Annotated in this window: 13 protein-coding genes; all 13 read left to right on the forward strand. The window is 70.2% G+C overall.

Translation table 11 applies throughout. The annotated features are described in order from the left end of the window. Positions 1-7 precede the first annotated feature (7 nt). The 13 genes from ABZ887_RS18535 (at position 8) to ABZ887_RS18595 (ending at position 16,748) form a co-directional block, all read left to right on the forward strand. On the forward strand, positions 8-1,300 hold the full coding sequence (locus tag ABZ887_RS18535) for a homoserine dehydrogenase (protein WP_361290199.1): 1,293 nt from the start codon (positions 8-10) through the stop codon (positions 1,298-1,300). Positions 1,301-1,306: 6 nt separating this feature from the next. Further along, on the forward strand, positions 1,307-2,365 hold the full coding sequence (thrC, locus tag ABZ887_RS18540; protein WP_361290202.1) for a threonine synthase: 1,059 nt from the start codon (positions 1,307-1,309) through the stop codon (positions 2,363-2,365). A 310-nt stretch (positions 2,366-2,675) separates the two neighbouring features. Next, positions 2,676-3,617 (forward strand): homoserine kinase, encoded by a 942-nt coding sequence (gene thrB, locus ABZ887_RS18545; RefSeq protein ID WP_361290205.1) that lies wholly within the window; start codon positions 2,676-2,678, stop codon positions 3,615-3,617. Between the two features lie 403 nt (positions 3,618-4,020). Further along, positions 4,021-6,069 carry a transcription termination factor Rho gene (gene rho / locus ABZ887_RS18550; protein WP_361290208.1) on the forward strand — a complete coding sequence of 683 codons (2,049 nt, stop codon included), beginning with the start codon at positions 4,021-4,023 and terminating at the stop codon, positions 6,067-6,069. Positions 6,070-6,496: 427 nt separating this feature from the next. Further along, complete coding sequence (locus ABZ887_RS18555; protein ID WP_361290211.1) at positions 6,497-8,308, forward strand: trypsin-like serine protease; 1,812 nt, start codon at positions 6,497-6,499, stop codon at positions 8,306-8,308. A 229-nt stretch (positions 8,309-8,537) separates the two neighbouring features. Further along, positions 8,538-9,674, forward strand: coding sequence for an LCP family protein (locus ABZ887_RS18560; protein ID WP_361290214.1), 1,137 nt, complete (start codon positions 8,538-8,540; stop codon positions 9,672-9,674). Between the two features lie 248 nt (positions 9,675-9,922). Continuing rightward, positions 9,923-10,147 carry a 50S ribosomal protein L31 gene (gene rpmE, locus ABZ887_RS18565; protein ID WP_062155333.1) on the forward strand — a complete coding sequence of 75 codons (225 nt, stop codon included), beginning with the start codon at positions 9,923-9,925 and terminating at the stop codon, positions 10,145-10,147. Positions 10,148-10,260: 113 nt separating this feature from the next. After that, positions 10,261-11,337 carry a peptide chain release factor 1 gene (gene prfA, locus ABZ887_RS18570; RefSeq protein WP_361290217.1) on the forward strand — a complete coding sequence of 359 codons (1,077 nt, stop codon included), beginning with the start codon at positions 10,261-10,263 and terminating at the stop codon, positions 11,335-11,337. Between the two features lie 39 nt (positions 11,338-11,376). Further along, complete coding sequence (prmC, locus tag ABZ887_RS18575; RefSeq protein WP_361290220.1) at positions 11,377-12,222, forward strand: peptide chain release factor N(5)-glutamine methyltransferase; 846 nt, start codon at positions 11,377-11,379, stop codon at positions 12,220-12,222. Positions 12,223-12,274: 52 nt separating this feature from the next. Beyond that, positions 12,275-12,922, forward strand: a complete 648-nt coding sequence (locus ABZ887_RS18580) for an L-threonylcarbamoyladenylate synthase (protein WP_350777730.1) — start codon at positions 12,275-12,277, stop codon at positions 12,920-12,922. Continuing rightward, positions 12,919-13,602 (forward strand): protein-tyrosine-phosphatase, encoded by a 684-nt coding sequence (locus ABZ887_RS18585; RefSeq protein ID WP_093499065.1) that lies wholly within the window; start codon positions 12,919-12,921, stop codon positions 13,600-13,602. The genes ABZ887_RS18580 and ABZ887_RS18585 overlap by 4 nt, the downstream gene beginning before the upstream one ends. Before the next feature lie 318 nt (positions 13,603-13,920). Continuing rightward, a complete protein-coding gene (gene glyA, locus ABZ887_RS18590) occupies positions 13,921-15,165 on the forward strand; it encodes a serine hydroxymethyltransferase (protein ID WP_361290225.1) in 1,245 nt (414 codons plus the stop codon). Between the two features lie 149 nt (positions 15,166-15,314). Continuing rightward, positions 15,315-16,748: an MraY family glycosyltransferase gene (locus ABZ887_RS18595; protein ID WP_361290228.1), complete on the forward strand. Its 1,434-nt coding sequence runs from the start codon at positions 15,315-15,317 to the stop codon at positions 16,746-16,748. The last annotated feature ends 206 nt before the right edge of the window (positions 16,749-16,954 follow it).

Genomic DNA, 16,954 nt, shown 5'->3' on the forward strand with positions numbered 1-16,954 from the left:
AGGTCGGATGATGCGTACGCGTCCGCTGAAGGTGGCGCTGCTGGGCTGTGGGGTTGTCGGCTCAGAGGTGGCGCGCATCATGACGACGCACGCCGACGACCTCGCCCAGCGGATCGGCGCTCCGATCGAGCTGGCCGGTGTCGCCGTACGACGGCCCTCCAGGGTCCGTGAGGGCATCGACCCGAGCCTGGTCACCACCGACGCCACCGCCCTCGTCAAACGCGGCGACATCGACGTGGTGGTGGAGGTCATCGGGGGTATCGAGCCCGCCCGTACGCTCATCACCACCGCCTTCGAGCACGGCGCGTCGGTCGTCTCGGCCAACAAGGCGCTGCTCGCCCAGGACGGGGCCGCCCTGCACGCCGTCGCCGAGCAGCATGGCAAGGACCTCTACTACGAGGCCGCCGTCGCGGGCGCCATCCCGCTGATCCGGCCGCTGCGCGAGTCCCTCGCCGGCGACAAGGTCAACCGGGTGCTCGGGATCGTCAACGGGACGACCAACTTCATCCTCGACAAGATGGACTCGACCGGGGCCGGGTACCAGGAGGCCCTCGACGAGGCCACCGCGCTCGGATACGCGGAAGCCGACCCGACCGCCGACGTGGAGGGCTTCGACGCCGCCGCCAAGGCCGCGATCCTCGCCGGGATCGCCTTCCACTCGCGGGTCCGCCTCGACGACGTCTACCGCGAGGGAATGACCGAGGTCACCGCGGCGGACTTCGCCTCCGCCAAGAACATGGGCTGCACCATCAAGCTGCTCGCCATCTGCGAGCGCGCCGAGGACGGCGGCTCGGTGACGGCCCGCGTGCACCCCGCCATGATTCCGCTGACCCACCCGCTCGCCTCCGTGCGCGGCGCGTACAACGCCGTCTTCGTGGAGTCCGACGCGAGCGGGCAGCTGATGTTCTACGGTCCCGGCGCCGGTGGCGCCCCGACCGCCTCCGCGGTCCTCGGCGACCTGGTCGCCGTCTGCCGCAACCGGCTCAGCGGGGCAACGGGGCCCGGCGAGTCGGCGTACGCCGCCCTGCCCGTGTCGCCGATGGGCGACGTCGTCACGCGCTACCACATCAGCCTCGACGTCGCCGACAAACCGGGTGTTCTCGCCCAGGTCGCCACCGTGTTCGCCGAGCACGGGGTTTCCATCGATACGGTGCGGCAGACGGGCAAGGACGGCGAGGCCTCCCTCGTCGTCGTCACCCATCGGGCCTCCGACGCCTCCCTGTCCGGGACCGTCGAGGCGCTGCGCAAGCTCGACACCGTGCGGGGTGTCGCCAGCATCATGCGGGTTGAAGGAGAGTAACCAGCAATGACCCACCAGTGGCGCGGAATCATCGAGGAGTACCGGGACCGACTCCCGGTGTCCGACACCACGCCGGTCGTGACGCTCCGCGAGGGCGGCACGCCCCTCGTGCCCGCGCAGGTGCTCTCCGAGCGCACGGGCTGCGAGGTCCACCTCAAGGTGGAGGGCGCGAACCCGACCGGGTCCTTCAAGGACCGCGGGATGACCATGGCCATCAGCAAGGCCAAGGAGGAGGGCGCGCAGGCGGTCATCTGCGCCTCCACCGGCAACACCTCCGCCTCCGCCGCCGCGTACGCCGTGCGCGCCGGGATGGTCTCCGCCGTGCTCGTGCCGCGGGGCAAGATCGCGCTCGGCAAGATGGGCCAGGCCCTCGTGCACGGCGCGAAGATCCTCCAGGTCGACGGCAACTTCGACGACTGCCTCACCCTCGCCCGCAAGCTGAGCGAGAACTACCCGGTGGCGCTGGTCAATTCGGTCAACCCGGTGCGCATCGAGGGCCAGAAGACGGCCTCCTTCGAGATCGTGGACATGCTCGGCGACGCGCCCGACATCCACGTCCTGCCGGTCGGCAACGCGGGCAACATCACCGCGTACTGGAAGGGGTACAAGGAGTACGCCGCCGACGGCATCTCCACCGGGACGCCCCGGATGTGGGGCTTCCAGGCCTCCGGCAGTGCCCCGATCGTGCGCGGCGAGATCGTCAAGGACCCCTCGACCATCGCCACCGCGATCCGGATCGGCAACCCCGCCTCCTGGCAGTTCGCGCTCGCGGCCCGGGACGAGTCCGGCGGCTTCATCGACGAGGTGACGGACCGTGAGATCCTGCGCGCCTACCGGCTGTTGGCCGCGCAGGAGGGTGTCTTCGTGGAGCCCGCCTCGGCCGCGTCGGTGGCCGGTCTGCTGAAGGCGGCCGAGCAGGGCAAGGTCGACCCCGGCCAGCGCATCGTCTGCACGGTCACCGGCAACGGCCTGAAGGACCCCGACTGGGCCATTGCCGGCGCCCCGCAGCCGGTCACCGTGCCGGTCGACGCGGCCGCCGCGGCGGAGCGCCTCGGCCTCGCATAGAGGTCCCGCCTGGAGGCCTCGCCTGGAGGTCTAGTGGAGGCCTCGCCGGGCAACCGGCGGGCAACCTGTGGCGTCTTGCACAGGGAACTCCCTAAGGAGGGGGCACAGGGGGCTTACGACACGCATCGTGCGCCTCCTGTGCGCCCTATGTCGCCACAGAACCTTCCTTCGATAGGCTGTACCGAACCCGCCCGCTGCATATGCCTCCGCATATGGCGCGGTGCCGCGCCGTCTCCACGGCCCGAGGGTCCCTCACGTACCTATCGAATGTCATTCGACCATCACGCAGCTCAAGGAGAGTCATCGAGCGATGGCCGGTCCAGCGTTCCGCGCCGCCGCCGTCCGGGTGCGCGTCCCCGCCACCAGCGCCAACCTCGGCCCGGGCTTCGACGCCCTGGGCCTCGCGCTGGGGCTCTACGACGACGTCGTCGTCCGGGTGGCCGACTCAGGGCTGCACATCGACATCGCGGGGGAGGGCAGCGAGACGCTGCCGCGTGACGAGAGCCACCTCCTCGTCCGCTCCCTGCGCACCGCCTTCGACCTGCTGGGCGGACAGCCCCGCGGCCTGGAGATCGTGTGCGCCAACCGCATCCCGCACGGCCGCGGCCTCGGCTCCTCCTCCGCCGCCATCTGCGCCGGCATCGTGGCCGCACGGGCCGTGACCATAGGCGGCGAGGGCAGACTCGACGACGCGGCCCTGCTGGAGCTCGCGACCGAGATCGAGGGCCACCCCGACAACGTGGCGGCCTGCCTCCTCGGCGGCTTCACCCTCTCCTGGATGGAGGCCGGCGCCGCCCGGGCGATCAGGATGGAGCCCAACGATTCCATCGTTCCGGTGGTTTTCGTGCCCGGGAAGCCGGTTCTCACCGAGACCGCGCGCGGGCTGCTCCCGCGCACCGTGCCGCACGTCGACGCCGCCGCCAACGCGGGCCGTGCCGCGCTGCTCGTCGAGGCCCTCACCCGGCGCCCCGAGCTGCTGCTGCCCGCCACCGAGGACCGTCTGCACCAGGAGTACCGCGCCCCCGCCATGCCGGAGAGCGCCGCCCTGGTGGAGCGGCTGCGCGCCGACGGCATCCCCGCCGTGATCTCGGGCGCGGGACCCACCGTGATGGCGCTCGCCGACGTCGGCAGTGCCGACAAAGTGCAGGCCCTGGCGGGTCCGGGCTGGGCCGCCAACCGGCTCAACCTCGATGTCCAGGGTGCGAGTGTGCTTCCGCTCGCACCCGCCAATGACACTTCCAGCGACATGTGACGCGCACGATTGCCGGATTTGGAGAGGGGGAATGTTTGTTGGATCCGGTAGTGTTAACCTCAAGTCTGCACCCGACCCCACCATGGCGAGGTGCATCGTGTCCCCGTCGGGGACGGACATTCTTCCGGGAGTCTCCCAAGCCACTCAGCGTTCTGTATGACGTACCTGGGCAGTACGCCGTACCCGGGCACTGAGAGGGCCGCTGGGCCGCTCCGGAATTGGTGCTACCACGCCTCGTGACACCGGGTGCCACCGGTTGAGGAAGCGCCGTCATCAGAAGTTCTCTCCGCCGCTTAGGCGGACCACCGCCCCGGCACGGTCCACACAGCAAGGACCGAAGCCGGACAGCACAACCGGTCGCCGAGCCAGACAGGCCGACGTCCGCTCCAGGGAAGGACCCTTCGTGAGCGACACCACCGATCTGATGGGCGCACGTGTCGAGGAGACCGCTGCCGCGCCCGCCACGGACGCCTCCGCGCCTGCCACCGGTGCCGGCTCCCGGCGGCGCCGCGGTACCGGCCTCGAGGGCATGGTGCTGGCCGAGCTTCAGCAGGTCGCATCCGGCCTCGGCATCAGGGGCACCGCGCGTATGCGCAAGAGCCAGCTGATCGAGGTCATCAAGGAGGCGCAGGCCGGTGGGGCAGCCCCCGCCAAGGCCGAGACCGCCACCGAGACCAAGCCGAAGCGCCGGGCCACCTCCAAGGCCCGTACGGGCGAGGAGGCCGCCGAGAAGAAGGCGGAGCAGGCCGCCGAGGCCCCCGCCGAGAAGGCCGTGGCCCAGCAGCAGATCGAGATCCCCGGCCAGCCGGCCGGCGGTACCTCCCGCACGGGCGAGGCCGAGCGCGGCGGGGACGACGCCCCGACCGAGCGCCGCCGTCGCCGGGCCACTGCCGAGGCCGGCAGCCCCACCGCCACCGGCGCCGAGACCATCGCCGCCGAGGCGAGGACCGAGCCGAAGGCCGAGACGCCCGCGCAGCCCCAGCAGCAGGGCGAGGCCAGGGCCGACGCCGGTGACGACGGCCGTGGCCGCCGCGACCGCCGTGACCGCGGCCGCGACCGGCGCAACAAGGGCGACGAGCAGCAGGGCGGCGGCCAGGGCGGCCAGGGCGGTCGTCAGGACCGCCAGGACCGGCAGGACCGCCAGCAGCAGCAGCCGCAGCAGCAGGGCGGCGGCCGTCAGGACCGCAACGCCGGTCCGCAGGACGACGACGAGTTCGGTGACCGCCGTGGCCGGCGCGGCCGTTACCGGGACCGCCGTGGCCGTCGTGGCCGTGACGAGATCGGCGGCTCCGAGCCGCAGCTCGCCGACGACGACGTCCTGATCCCCGTCGCGGGCATCCTCGACATCCTCGACAACTACGCGTTCATCCGGACCTCCGGCTACCTGCCCGGTCCGAACGACGTGTACGTCTCCCTCGCCCAGGTCCGCAAGAACGGCCTGCGCAAGGGCGACCACGTCACCGGCGCGGTCCGGCAGCCGAAGGAGGGCGAGCGCCGCGAGAAGTTCAACGCGCTGGTCCGCCTCGACTCCGTCAACGGCATGGCGCCCGAACACGGCCGCGGTCGCCCGGAGTTCAACAAGCTGACCCCGCTCTACCCGCAGGACCGCCTCCGCCTGGAGACGGACCCGGGCGTGCTGACCACCCGCATCATCGACCTCGTGTCGCCGATCGGTAAGGGCCAGCGCGGTCTGATCGTGGCCCCGCCGAAGACCGGCAAGACCATGATCATGCAGGCGATCGCCAACGCGATCACGCACAACAACCCCGAGTGCCACCTGATGGTCGTCCTGGTCGACGAGCGTCCGGAAGAGGTCACCGACATGCAGCGGTCGGTCAAGGGCGAGGTCATCTCCTCGACCTTCGACCGCCCGGCCGAGGACCACACCACGGTCGCCGAGCTGGCGATCGAGCGCGCCAAGCGCCTGGTGGAGCTGGGCCACGACGTCGTCGTGCTGCTCGACTCGATCACGCGTCTGGGCCGTGCGTACAACCTGGCGGCGCCGGCCTCCGGCCGCATCCTGTCCGGTGGTGTCGACTCGACCGCCCTGTACCCGCCGAAGCGCTTCTTCGGTGCGGCCCGCAACATCGAGGACGGCGGCTCGCTGACCATCCTCGCCACCGCCCTGGTGGACACCGGGTCCCGCATGGACGAGGTGATCTTCGAGGAGTTCAAGGGCACCGGCAACATGGAGCTCAAGCTCGACCGGAAGCTCGCCGACAAGCGCATCTTCCCGGCGGTGGACGTGGACGCGTCCGGCACCCGTAAGGAGGAGATCCTGCTCGGCAGCGAGGAGCTGGCGGTCGTCTGGAAGCTGCGCCGGGTGCTGCACGCGCTCGACCAGCAGCAGGCGATCGAGCTGCTGCTCGACAAGATGAAGCAGACGAAGTCGAACATCGAGTTCCTGATGCAGATCCAGAAGACGACGCCGACGCCGGGCAACGGCGACTGAGCGAAGTCGTAGAACAAAGAAAAAGGCCGCCCCCTGCAAGCCGCAGGGGGCGGCCTTTTTGCGCTGTCACGCCCAGAACATTGATTCCGGTCAGAACAATCCGGCTCCTTTTGCCGCTGCTTTGCCGAGGTAAAGGGGTCGGTCGCGGCAACGTCAACCGGACGCTGATCCAGGGCAGTTGCTGTACACCGGTATGCCCTTCGGTCCCGGCGCCCACGGCTCCCGCTACGCGATGCCGTGGGCGAACCTGACCGGAGGCACCGCACGACCGGTCACCACCCTCCCGGAACCGGGCGAAGCGCCGCTCCCTGCGTCCTGCGGGGGGCGGTGCTTCGCGTTTCCCTCTCCGATGTACGATCGCGCCCTTCGGCCAAGTGGCCGATTCAGGAACTCCTGATCCCGAGGGGGGACTTAGGTGGGTACACCCATGTCCGGGAGCGGTCGCCACAGACGCCGGATACGTTTCGCGCTGCCCGTGGCCGCGGCCGGCATCGCCGCCGCCGTCACGGCGGCACTGATCTCTACCTCCGCCAGCGCTGCCACTCTGCCGACGCCGACGGCCAAGCCGGTCGCAAGCACACCGTCGCAGGCCGCACTGGCTCAGCGCGCCGCCGACGCCGTCGCCGCCGTCAACGGCACCACCACCACGACGAAGGCGTCGAGCAGCGGCTCCGCCGTCTCGCCGAAGATCATCGGTGGCGGTACGACCACCATCGCCTCGGCGCCCTGGATGGCCCAGCTCTGGTACTTCGACGACAAGAACACCACCAGCACCAGCGACGACGTCGGCTTCTTCTGTGGCGGCTCGGTCATCTCGCCCACGAAGATCCTCACTGCCGCACACTGCGTCAAGGCCTTCAAGTGGAGCACCACCGAGTCCGTGGTCATCACGGGCACCGCCTCGCTGCCCACCACCAACAGCGACGGCAGTGACAACCTGCACGGCGGCACCGTCTCCGCCGTCCTGCGCCAGTGGAACCACCCGTCGTACACCGTGTCGAGCAGGGGCGTCCCCAACAACGACGTCGCCGTGCTCACCCTGGCCGCCCCGGTCAAGGCCACGCCGATCCGGCTGACGACGAACACCGACACGGCCTCCTACAAGGCGAACACCAGCGCCAAGGTCTACGGCTGGGGCCGCACCAGCTCCACCTCGGACGACATCTCCGAGACCCTGAAGACGGCCACGCTGCCCATCCAGTCCGACACCACCTGCACGGGCGGCTACGGCAGCGACTACGTCAAGGGCCACATGGTCTGCGCCGGCAAGGCCGCCACCGGTTCCGACACCGGCACCACCTCGGCCTGCAACGGCGACTCCGGCGGCCCGCTGGTCGTCGGCGGCCGGATCGTCGGCGTGGTCTCCTGGGGCGTCGAGAACTGTGTCGCCAAGGGCGCCTACAGCGTCTTCACGAAGGTCAGCACCTACGTCGGTGCCGCCTACGCGCAGATCGCCGACAGCAACCTGAGCTACACCGACGGCAAGGCCGACCTGTTCGCCCGCAAGTCGTCGACCAAGGTCGGGTACGAGCTGGACTCCAAGGGCACCTCGCTCGCCTCCCGCACCTCCGTGGGCGACTGGAGTGGCGTCAACACCGTCCTGCAGGCCGACCTCGACCGGGACGGCTTCCAGGACTTCGTCTACCGGGTGGCCTCCTCCGGTGACGTCTACTGGTACCACTTCGTGCTGAACAGCGACCAGAGCGACGGTGCCTGGACCACGACGAAGATCTTCTCCGGCTGGAAGACCCGCAAGGCGATCGTCATCCCCGGTGACCTCACCGGTGACTACCTGCCCGACGTGCTGTCCGAGGACTCCAGCGGTGTGCTGTGGCTGTACCCGGGCAAGGGCAACGGCACCTTCGCCGCCCGCGTCAAGATCGGGACCGGCTGGAGCCAGTACAACCAGCTGCGCGGTGTCGGGGACTTCAACGGCGACGGCAAGGCCGACCTGCTGGCCCGCAAGAGCAGTGGCGGCGACCTGTACCTCTACAAGGGCACCGGCAAGTCCGGCACCGGCCTCTTCTCGGCCCGGGTGAAGGTCCGTTCCGCCTGGACCGGCTTCAACACCCTCGCCGCGGTCGGCGACCTGACCGGCGACGGCAAGGCCGACCTGCTGGCCCGGACGACCGGCGGCACGCTGTACCTCTACCCGGGCACCGGCAAGGCGACCAGTGAGATCTTCGGCACAAGGAAGTCGCTCGGTACCGGTTTCCAGCAGTACGACATCTTCGGCTGACATACCTGGTGAGCGGGGGTTCGCCCTACTTACCCGATGATGTCCGGTCACTCAGTGTGCCCATCGCTCCACGCGGTGGGCACACTGCGTTGTGCAACCCTTTCCCGAGTTTCGCCGTCTGACCAGGCGGAGCGACGATGGTCCTGATACGTGCCGATGATCCCGGTACGCCGGACCTGACCCTGAAAGCAGGGGGTAACCGAGCAGTCGTACGAGAACAGAGGAGCCCATGTCCGCCGAGAGCACGCCGGAGCCGGGCATACCCGAGGCCGGTACGAAGGGCCCGGGCCGCCGCAGCCGGGGCCGCCGCCGCAAGGCCCCCGGCAAGGGCCGCAGGGCGCTGCTCGTCACGGCCTGGACGGCGGCCGGCATCCTCGTCCTCGGCGGCACCGGTGTCGGCTACCTGTACTTCAAGCTCAACGGCAACCTCAAGACCGTCGACATCAACCAGGCGCTCGGCACCGACCGGCCCACCAAGGTCGACAACGGCTCCGAGAACATCCTGGTCCTCGGCTCCGACTCGCGCTCCGGCTCCAACAAGAAGCTCGGCGGCGGCGTGGACGACGGCAGCGCCCGGTCCGACACGGCGATGATCATCCACGTCTACAAGGGCCACAAGAAGGCCGCCGTGGTCTCCGTCCCCCGGGACACCCTGATCGACCGCCCCTCCTGCACCGACGCGCAGGGCACCACCCACTCCGCCGCGACCGGCGTGATGTTCAACTCCGCGTACTCCACGGGCGGCGCGGCCTGTGCGGTCAAGACCGTCGAGTCGATCACCGGCATCCGCATGGACCACTACCTGGAGGTCGACTTCTCGGGCTTCCAGAAGCTCGTCGACGAGCTCGGCGGGGTCGAGGTCACCACCACCAAGGCGATCGACGACCGGGAGAGCCACCTCGACCTCAAGGCCGGCACGCACACGCTGAACGGCAAGCAGGCCCTCGGCCTGGTCCGCACCCGGCACGGCGTCGGCGACGGCTCCGACCTGGGCCGCATCCAGCTCCAGCAGGCGTTCGTCAAGGCCCTCATCGAGCAGGTCAAGCAGGTGGGCGTGTTCACCAGCCCCAAGAAGCTGTACGACCTGGCCGACACCGCGACGAAGACGGTCACCACCGACTCCGGCATCGGCTCGGTGAACTCGCTGATCGGCTTCGCGAACGGCCTGAAGTCCATCAGCTCCAAGAACATGCACATGGTGACGATGCCGGTCGAGTACGACCCGGCGAACCCGAACCGGGTGATCGTGGCCGAGGCGAAGGCCAAGCTGGTCTGGAAGGCCCTGAAGAACGACGCGCCGATCCCGGCGTCCGCCACGAAGGGGACGGCGACGGGGCAGGCCAAGGGCGTCGTGACGTCGTTGTGAAGGTGCGGCTCGGTGGGGGCTTGGCGCGCAGTTCCCCGCGCCCCTGAAGGGGCGCTCAGGTTGACGCCCCTGTAAAGGGGCGCGGGGAACTGCGCGCTCGACCCCCGCGCGCCCGCAGGGAATAGATCACCGAAGCCCCCGGTTTTGGGGTATGCGGTCAGTCCTGGCAGACTGGTACGTCGGCCCCGGTTCACGCCCCGCAAGCCCGCGAAGGCGACCCGGTGCCCTCCCGAAATCTAGGAGACACCTTGAAGCGCGACATCCACCCCGAGTACGTCGAGACGCAGGTCAGCTGCACCTGTGGCGCGTCGTTCACCACCCGTAGCACGATCACCAGCGGCACCATCCGTGCCGAGGTCTGCTCCGAGTGCCACCCGTTCTACACGGGCAAGCAGAAGATCCTCGACACCGGTGGCCGTGTGGCCCGCTTCGAGGCCCGCTTCGGCAAGGCTGCCGCCGGCTCCAAGAAGTAGCGAGCCCCATTTCGCCGGTCCACGGCCACGCCCCGACGAGGGCGTGCCCGGGACCGGCGTTTTTGGTCGCCCGCCTTCCCTTCCGTACGCAGTAGCAGTATCAGGAGCCAAAAATGTTCGAGGCCGTCGAGGAACTCGTCGTCGAGCACGCCGACCTGGAGAAGAAGCTCGCCGACCCGTCGGTCCACGCCGACCAGGCCAACGCGCGCAAGCTGAACAAGCGCTACGCCGAGCTCACCCCGATCGTCGCCACGTTCCGCTCCTGGAAGCAGACCGGCGACGACATCGAGACCGCGCGTGAACTGGCCGCCGACGACCCCGACTTCGCCGCCGAGGTCAAGGAGCTGGACAAGCAGCGCGACGAGCTCACCGAGAAGCTGCGCCTGCTGCTCGTCCCCAGGGACCCGTCCGACGACAAGGACGTCATCCTGGAGATCAAGGCGGGGGCGGGCGGCGACGAGTCCGCCCTGTTCGCCGGTGATCTGCTGCGCATGTACCTCCGCTACGCCGAGCGCGTCGGCTGGAAGACCGAGATCATCGACTCCACCGAGTCCGAGCTCGGCGGCTACAAGGACGTCCAGGTCGCCGTGAAGACCAAGGGCGGCAACGGCGCGACCGAACCCGGCCAGGGCGTCTGGGCGCGGCTGAAGTACGAGGGCGGTGTGCACCGCGTGCAGCGTGTCCCCGCGACCGAGTCGCAGGGCCGGATCCATACTTCTGCGGCCGGTGTCCTTGTCACGCCGGAGGCCGAGGAGGTCGACGTCGAGATCAACCCGAACGACCTCCGGATCGACGTCTACCGCTCCTCCGGGCCCGGCGGGCAGTCCGTCAACACCACCGACTCCGCCGTGCGCATCACGCACATCCCCACCGGAGTCGTCGCCTCCTGCCAGAACGAGAAGAGCCAGCTGCAGAACAAGGAGCAGGCCTTGCGTATCCTGCGCTCCAGGCTGCTCGCCGCGGCGCAGGAGGAGGCGGAGAAGGAAGCCGCCGACGCCCGCCGCAGCCAGGTCCGCACCGTCGACCGCTCCGAGAAGATCCGCACGTACAACTTCCCGGAGAATCGCCTCTCGGACCACCGCGTGGGCTTCAAGGCGTACAACCTGGACCAGGTCCTGGACGGCGACCTCGACGCGGTGATCCAGGCCTGCGTCGACGCGGACTCGGCCGCCAAGCTCGCGGCCGCGTAAGGCCGTACGCACGCACGAGTTACGACACGGAGGACCAGCGTGAACCTGCTGCTCGCGGAGGTGGCACAGGCCACCCAGCGGCTGGCCGACGCCGGCGTGCCCTCGCCGCGCACCGACGCGGAGGAGCTCGCCGCGTTCGTGCACGGCGTGAAGCGGGGCGCGCTGCACTCCGTCAAGGACTCGGACTTCGACGCCCGCTACTGGGAGGTCATCGCCCGCCGGGAGCAGCGCGAGCCGCTCCAGCACATCACCGGGCGGGCGTATTTCCGGTACCTCGAACTCCAGGTGGGGCCGGGAGTGTTCGTGCCGCGGCCGGAGACCGAGTCGGTGGTCGGCTGGGCCATAGACGCGGTGCGCGCGATGGACGTGGTCGAGCCCCGCATCGTCGACCTGTGCACCGGTTCCGGCGCGATCGCGCTCGCCCTCGCCCAGGAGGTACCGCGCTCGCGCGTGCACGCCGTGGAGCTGTCCGAGGAGGCGCTCCGGTGGACCCGCAAGAACATGGCGGACTCCAGGGTCGACCTGCGCCAGGGAAACGCCCTGGACGCCTTCCACGACCTCGACGGCCATGTCGACCTGGTCATCTCCAACCCTCCGTACATCCCGCTCACCGAGTGGGAGTACGTCGCCCCCGAGGCCCGCGACTACGACCCGGAGCTGGCCCTGTTCTCCGGCGAGGACGGCCTGGACCTGATCCGGGGCATCGAACGCACCGCGCACCGGCTGCTGCGCCCCGGGGGTGTCGTCGTCATCGAGCACGCCGACACCCAGGGCGGCCAGGTGCCGTGGATCTTCACCGAGGAGCGGGGCTGGGCCGACGCGGCCGACCACCCGGACCTCAACAACCGCCCCCGCTTCGCGACCGCCCGCAAGGCGATGCCGTGAGCACCCCGCAGACTCCCTTCCAGATGTACGTGTACGAGGAGGCCCGCTAGACATGGCACGGCGATACGACACCAACGACGCGACCGACCGCGTGACGGGTCTGCGCGAGGCCGCGTCCGCCGTCCGCCGGGGCGAACTGGTGGTGCTGCCGACCGACACGGTGTACGGCATCGGCGCCGACGCGTTCACCTCGGAGGCGGTCGCCGACCTCCTCGACGCCAAGGGCCGGGGCCGCAACATGCCCACCCCCGTGCTGATCGGGTCCCCGAACACGCTCCACGGTCTCGTCACCGACTTCTCCGAGCTGGCCTGGGAGCTGGTCGACGCGTTCTGGCCGGGCGCCCTCACCCTGGTCGCCAAGCACCAGCCGTCCCTGCAGTGGGACCTGGGCGACACCCGGGGCACGGTCGCCGTGCGCATGCCCCTGCACCCCGTCGCCATCGAGCTGCTCACCGAGGTCGGCCCGATGGCCGTCTCCTCCGCCAACCTCACCGGCCACCCGTCCCCGGAGACCTGTGACGCCGCGCAGGAGATGCTCGGCGACTCCGTCTCCGTGTACCTCGACGGCGGCCCGACCCCCGGCAACGTCCCCTCGTCGATCGTCGACGTCACCCGCGAAGTTCCGTTGCTGCTGCGCGCGGGCGCGATCTCGGCGGAGGAGCTGCGGAAGGTCGTACCCGACCTCGAGGTGGCGAATTGACAGCCCCTGACGCGGGGCGTGGCATAGGCAACGGGGAAAGCGCGGCGGAGATCACGACGACGTTCGTGGGGCTGCCGCGCGACAGCTTCCGCATCCTCCACGTCAGCACCGGCAACGTGTGCCGCTCGCCGATCACCGAGCGGCTGACCCGCCATCTCGTGACGGACCGGCTCGGCGCCTTCCTCGGCGGCGGGCTGGTCGTGGAGAGCGCGGGCACCTGGGGCCACGAGGGCGCGCCCATGGAGGCCAACGCGGAGGCCGTCCTCGCCGACTTCGGGGCGGACGCCTCCGGCTTCGTGGGCCGCGAACTGCTCGACGAGCACGTGATCCGGGCCGACCTGGTCCTGACCGCCACCCGTGACCACCGCGCCCAGGTCATCTCCATGGGCCACTCGGCGGGCCTGCGCACCTTCACGCTGAAGGAGTTCACCCGGCTGGTCCGCGCGATCGACCCGGCGACCCTGCCGCCGACGTCGGAAGGCGTGGTCGTCCGGGCGCGTGCGCTGGTCCGTGCGGCGGCGGCCCTCCGCGGCTGGCTGCTGGCGCCCACGGCGGAGGCGGACGAGGTCTACGACCCCTACGGCGCCCCGCTGCCGTTCTTCCAGTCCATCGGCGACGAGATACACGAGGCCCTGGACCCGGTGGTCACGGCGCTGACAGGTGTTCCGGCGCGGATGTAACCGGCCCCGGACGTCTCTCACATCGGCACCCGGCGCTGCAGGCCGTGCCCACCCTCCCCCACTCCCGGCTTCGCTCGAGCGGGGGGACCCCCATCGCCCTGCGGAACGCCTGCCCACGGCGGTGGCAGCGGTAGCGCCCCGTAAGGGGCGCGGGGAACTGCGCGGGCAACCCCCGCGCACCCGCAGCCGCGCGTCTGGCCGCAACCACCCCTCCGGTCGCGAGAACCCCAGAACCACGGTCGTATGCGTAAACCGCGCGACCACCCCATACCGGGCCTACATTGGTCATACGTCACCGTCGACCGCCCGGAGCCTGTCATGTCGGTCACCCCTGCCCTCCTCGAGGGCGATCTGCTGCGACGGCAGGACCCGGAGCTGGCGGAGATCCTGCTCGGAGAGCTCGCGCGGCAGTCGACGTCGCTGCAGCTGATCGCCGCCGAGAACTTCACCTCCCCGGCCGTGCTGGCCGCGCTGGGGTCGCCGCTCGCCAACAAGTACGCCGAGGGGTATCCGGGCGCCCGGCACCACGGCGGCTGCGAGATCGTGGACGTCGCCGAGCGGCTCGCCGTCGACCGGGCCAAGGCGCTGTTCGGCGCCGCGCACGCCAATGTGCAGTCCCATTCGGGGTCGTCGGCCGTGCTGGCCGCGTATGCCGCCCTGCTGCGGCCCGGGGACACCGTCCTCGCCCTCGGGCTGCCCTACGGCGGCCATCTCACGCACGGCTCGCCGGCCAACTTCTCCGGCCGCTGGTTCGACTTCGTGGGGTACGGGGTGGACGCGGAGAGCGGGCTCATCGACTACGACCAGGTGCGGGCGCTGGCACGCAGCCATCGGCCCAAGGCGATCGTGTGCGGGTCGATCGCCTATCCCCGGCACATCGACTACGTCTTCTTCCGCGAGGTCGCCGACGAGGTGGGCGCCTACCTGATCGCCGACGCCGCCCATCCCATCGGGCTCGTCGCCGGGGGAGCGGCACCCAACCCGGTGCCGTACGCCGACGTGGTGTGCGCGACGACGCACAAGGTGCTGCGCGGGCCGCGCGGCGGGATGCTGCTGAGCGGTTCCCCGGAGCTGGCCGAGCGGCTCGACCGGGCGGTGTTCCCGTTCACGCAGGGCGGCGCACAGATGCACACCATCGCCGCGAAGGCGGTCGCGTTCGGGGAGGCGGCAACACCGGCGTTCACCGCGTACGCCCATCAGGTGGTCGCCAATGCGAGGGTTCTCGCGGCCGGCCTCGAGGAGGCGGGGCTGGCCGTCACCACGGGCGGCACGGACACCCATCTGATCACCGTCGACCCGGCGCCCCTCGGGGCCGAGGGGAAGGCGGCCCGGGGACGGCTCGCGGCCGCCGGGGTCGTCCTCGACTGCTGCGCGCTGCCGCACGGGGACGCGCGGGGGCTGCGGCTGGGCACCGCCGCCGTGACCACGCAGGGCATGGGGGAGTCGGAGATGGCCCGGATCGCGGTGCTGCTGGCCGGCGTGGTGAGCGGTGTCACTGACCCGGGGAGGGCGCGTGACGAGGTGCGCGAGCTCACCGGTAGATTTCCGCCGTACCCCGGGTGAGACGGGGCAGGCGCAGCGTCGTACACCCGTTGTAAGCCCGGCTCACAGCCACCCGTGCAACCATCGTCGCTACCCGGAAGTCCCCATACATATGCGTCCCTCGCTAGGGTGTGGGGCTGTGATGGCCAGCGAGACATGTGGGGAAGCCTGTGCGTGAATACCTGCTGACGCTCTGCATCACGGCCGCGGTGACCTACCTGCTGACAGGGCCGGTACGGAAGTTCGCGATCGTGGCGGGGGCCATGCCGGAGATCCGGGCACGTGACGTGCACCGGGAGCCCACTCCGCGGCTCGGCGGGATCGCGATGTTCTTCGGCCTGTGCGCGGGGCTGCTGGTCGCCGACCACATGTCCAACCTCAACGAGGTCTTCGAGAACTCGAACGAGCCGCGGGCGCTGCTCTCCGGTGCGGCCCTGATCTGGCTGATCGGTGTGCTCGACGACAAGTTCGAGATCGACGCGCTGATCAAGCTGGGCGGTCAGATGATCGCCGCGGGCGTCATGGTCATGCAGGGTCTGACGATCCTGTGGCTGCCGGTGCCGCTCGTCGGCACGGTGGCGCTGACCCCGTGGCAGGGCACCCTGCTGACGGTGGCCCTGGTGGTCATCACCATCAACGCGGTGAACTTCGTCGACGGCCTGGACGGCCTGGCCTCCGGCATGGTGTGCATCGCGGCCGCGGCGTTCTTCATGTACGCCTACCGGATCTGGTACTCGTACGGCATCGAGGCCGCCGCCCCGGCGACGCTGTTCTCGGCGATCCTGATGGGCATGTGTCTGGGCTTCCTGCCGCACAACATGCATCCCGCCCGGATCTTCATGGGAGACTCCGGGTCGATGCTGATCGGCCTGGTGCTGGCCGCCGGCGCGATCTCGGTCACGGGCCAGGTCGACCCGGACGCGATGAAGCTGTTCGCCGGGTCCGAGCGCAACACCGTCCACCAGATGGTGCCGGTCTACATCCCGCTGCTGCTGCCGCTGACCATCATCGCGGTGCCGGCCGCCGACCTGGTGCTGGCGATCGTGCGGCGCACCTGGCGCGGCCAGTCGCCGTTCGCGGCGGACCGCGGGCACCTGCACCACCGGCTGCTGGAAGTCGGCCACTCGCACAGCAGGGCCGTGCTGATCATGTACTTCTGGGCGGCCCTGATCGCCTTCGGGGCGCTGGCCTACTCCGTGAACTCCGCGTCCATGTGGATCGTGCTCGGTGTGGTGTTCCTCAGCGCGATCGGCCTGGGGCTGCTCCTGCTGCCGCGGTTCACGCCGCGGGCCCCGATGTGGGCGCAGGCCTTCGTGCCGCCCCGCTACCGGCGCCGCGGGTCCGTCCAGCCGGCCGTGGAGACGGCCGTGGAGCCGGTGCCGGCGACTGTCCCGGCGGCGGACTCCGTCGAGCCGGAGGAGTCGGAGGAGCCGGAGAAGCCGAGCGACGAGCACCGCTCCCCGGTGACCGCCGGAGCGGCCTCGGTGAACGGCGTGACCGGGCCCTCGGTGAACGGTGCGACCGCGCCCTCGGTCAACGGCGCGACCGCCATCGGCGCCCGTTCGCGCTTCCTGGACCGGCGCACCTCCGAGACGTCCCGCTGACGCCGCCAAGGTAAGAATCTGACTAGAGCATTGCCAAGTCGTGGGGGACCAAAGCCCCCCAATACCAGACACAACGGCTCGGTTTTCGCTCAGACGCGCAGGTTCACTCTCATGTGTGACAGCGAGCACACCTACCAGGTAAAGACCTCATCAAATAGTTTGTGATACGGTTCACGAGAACCCCGGACAGAGTCGAAGGACCCGAC

The sequence above is a fragment of the Streptomyces sp. NPDC047061 genome (assembly GCF_040643955.1).
GTDB lineage: Bacteria > Actinomycetota > Actinomycetes > Streptomycetales > Streptomycetaceae > Streptomyces.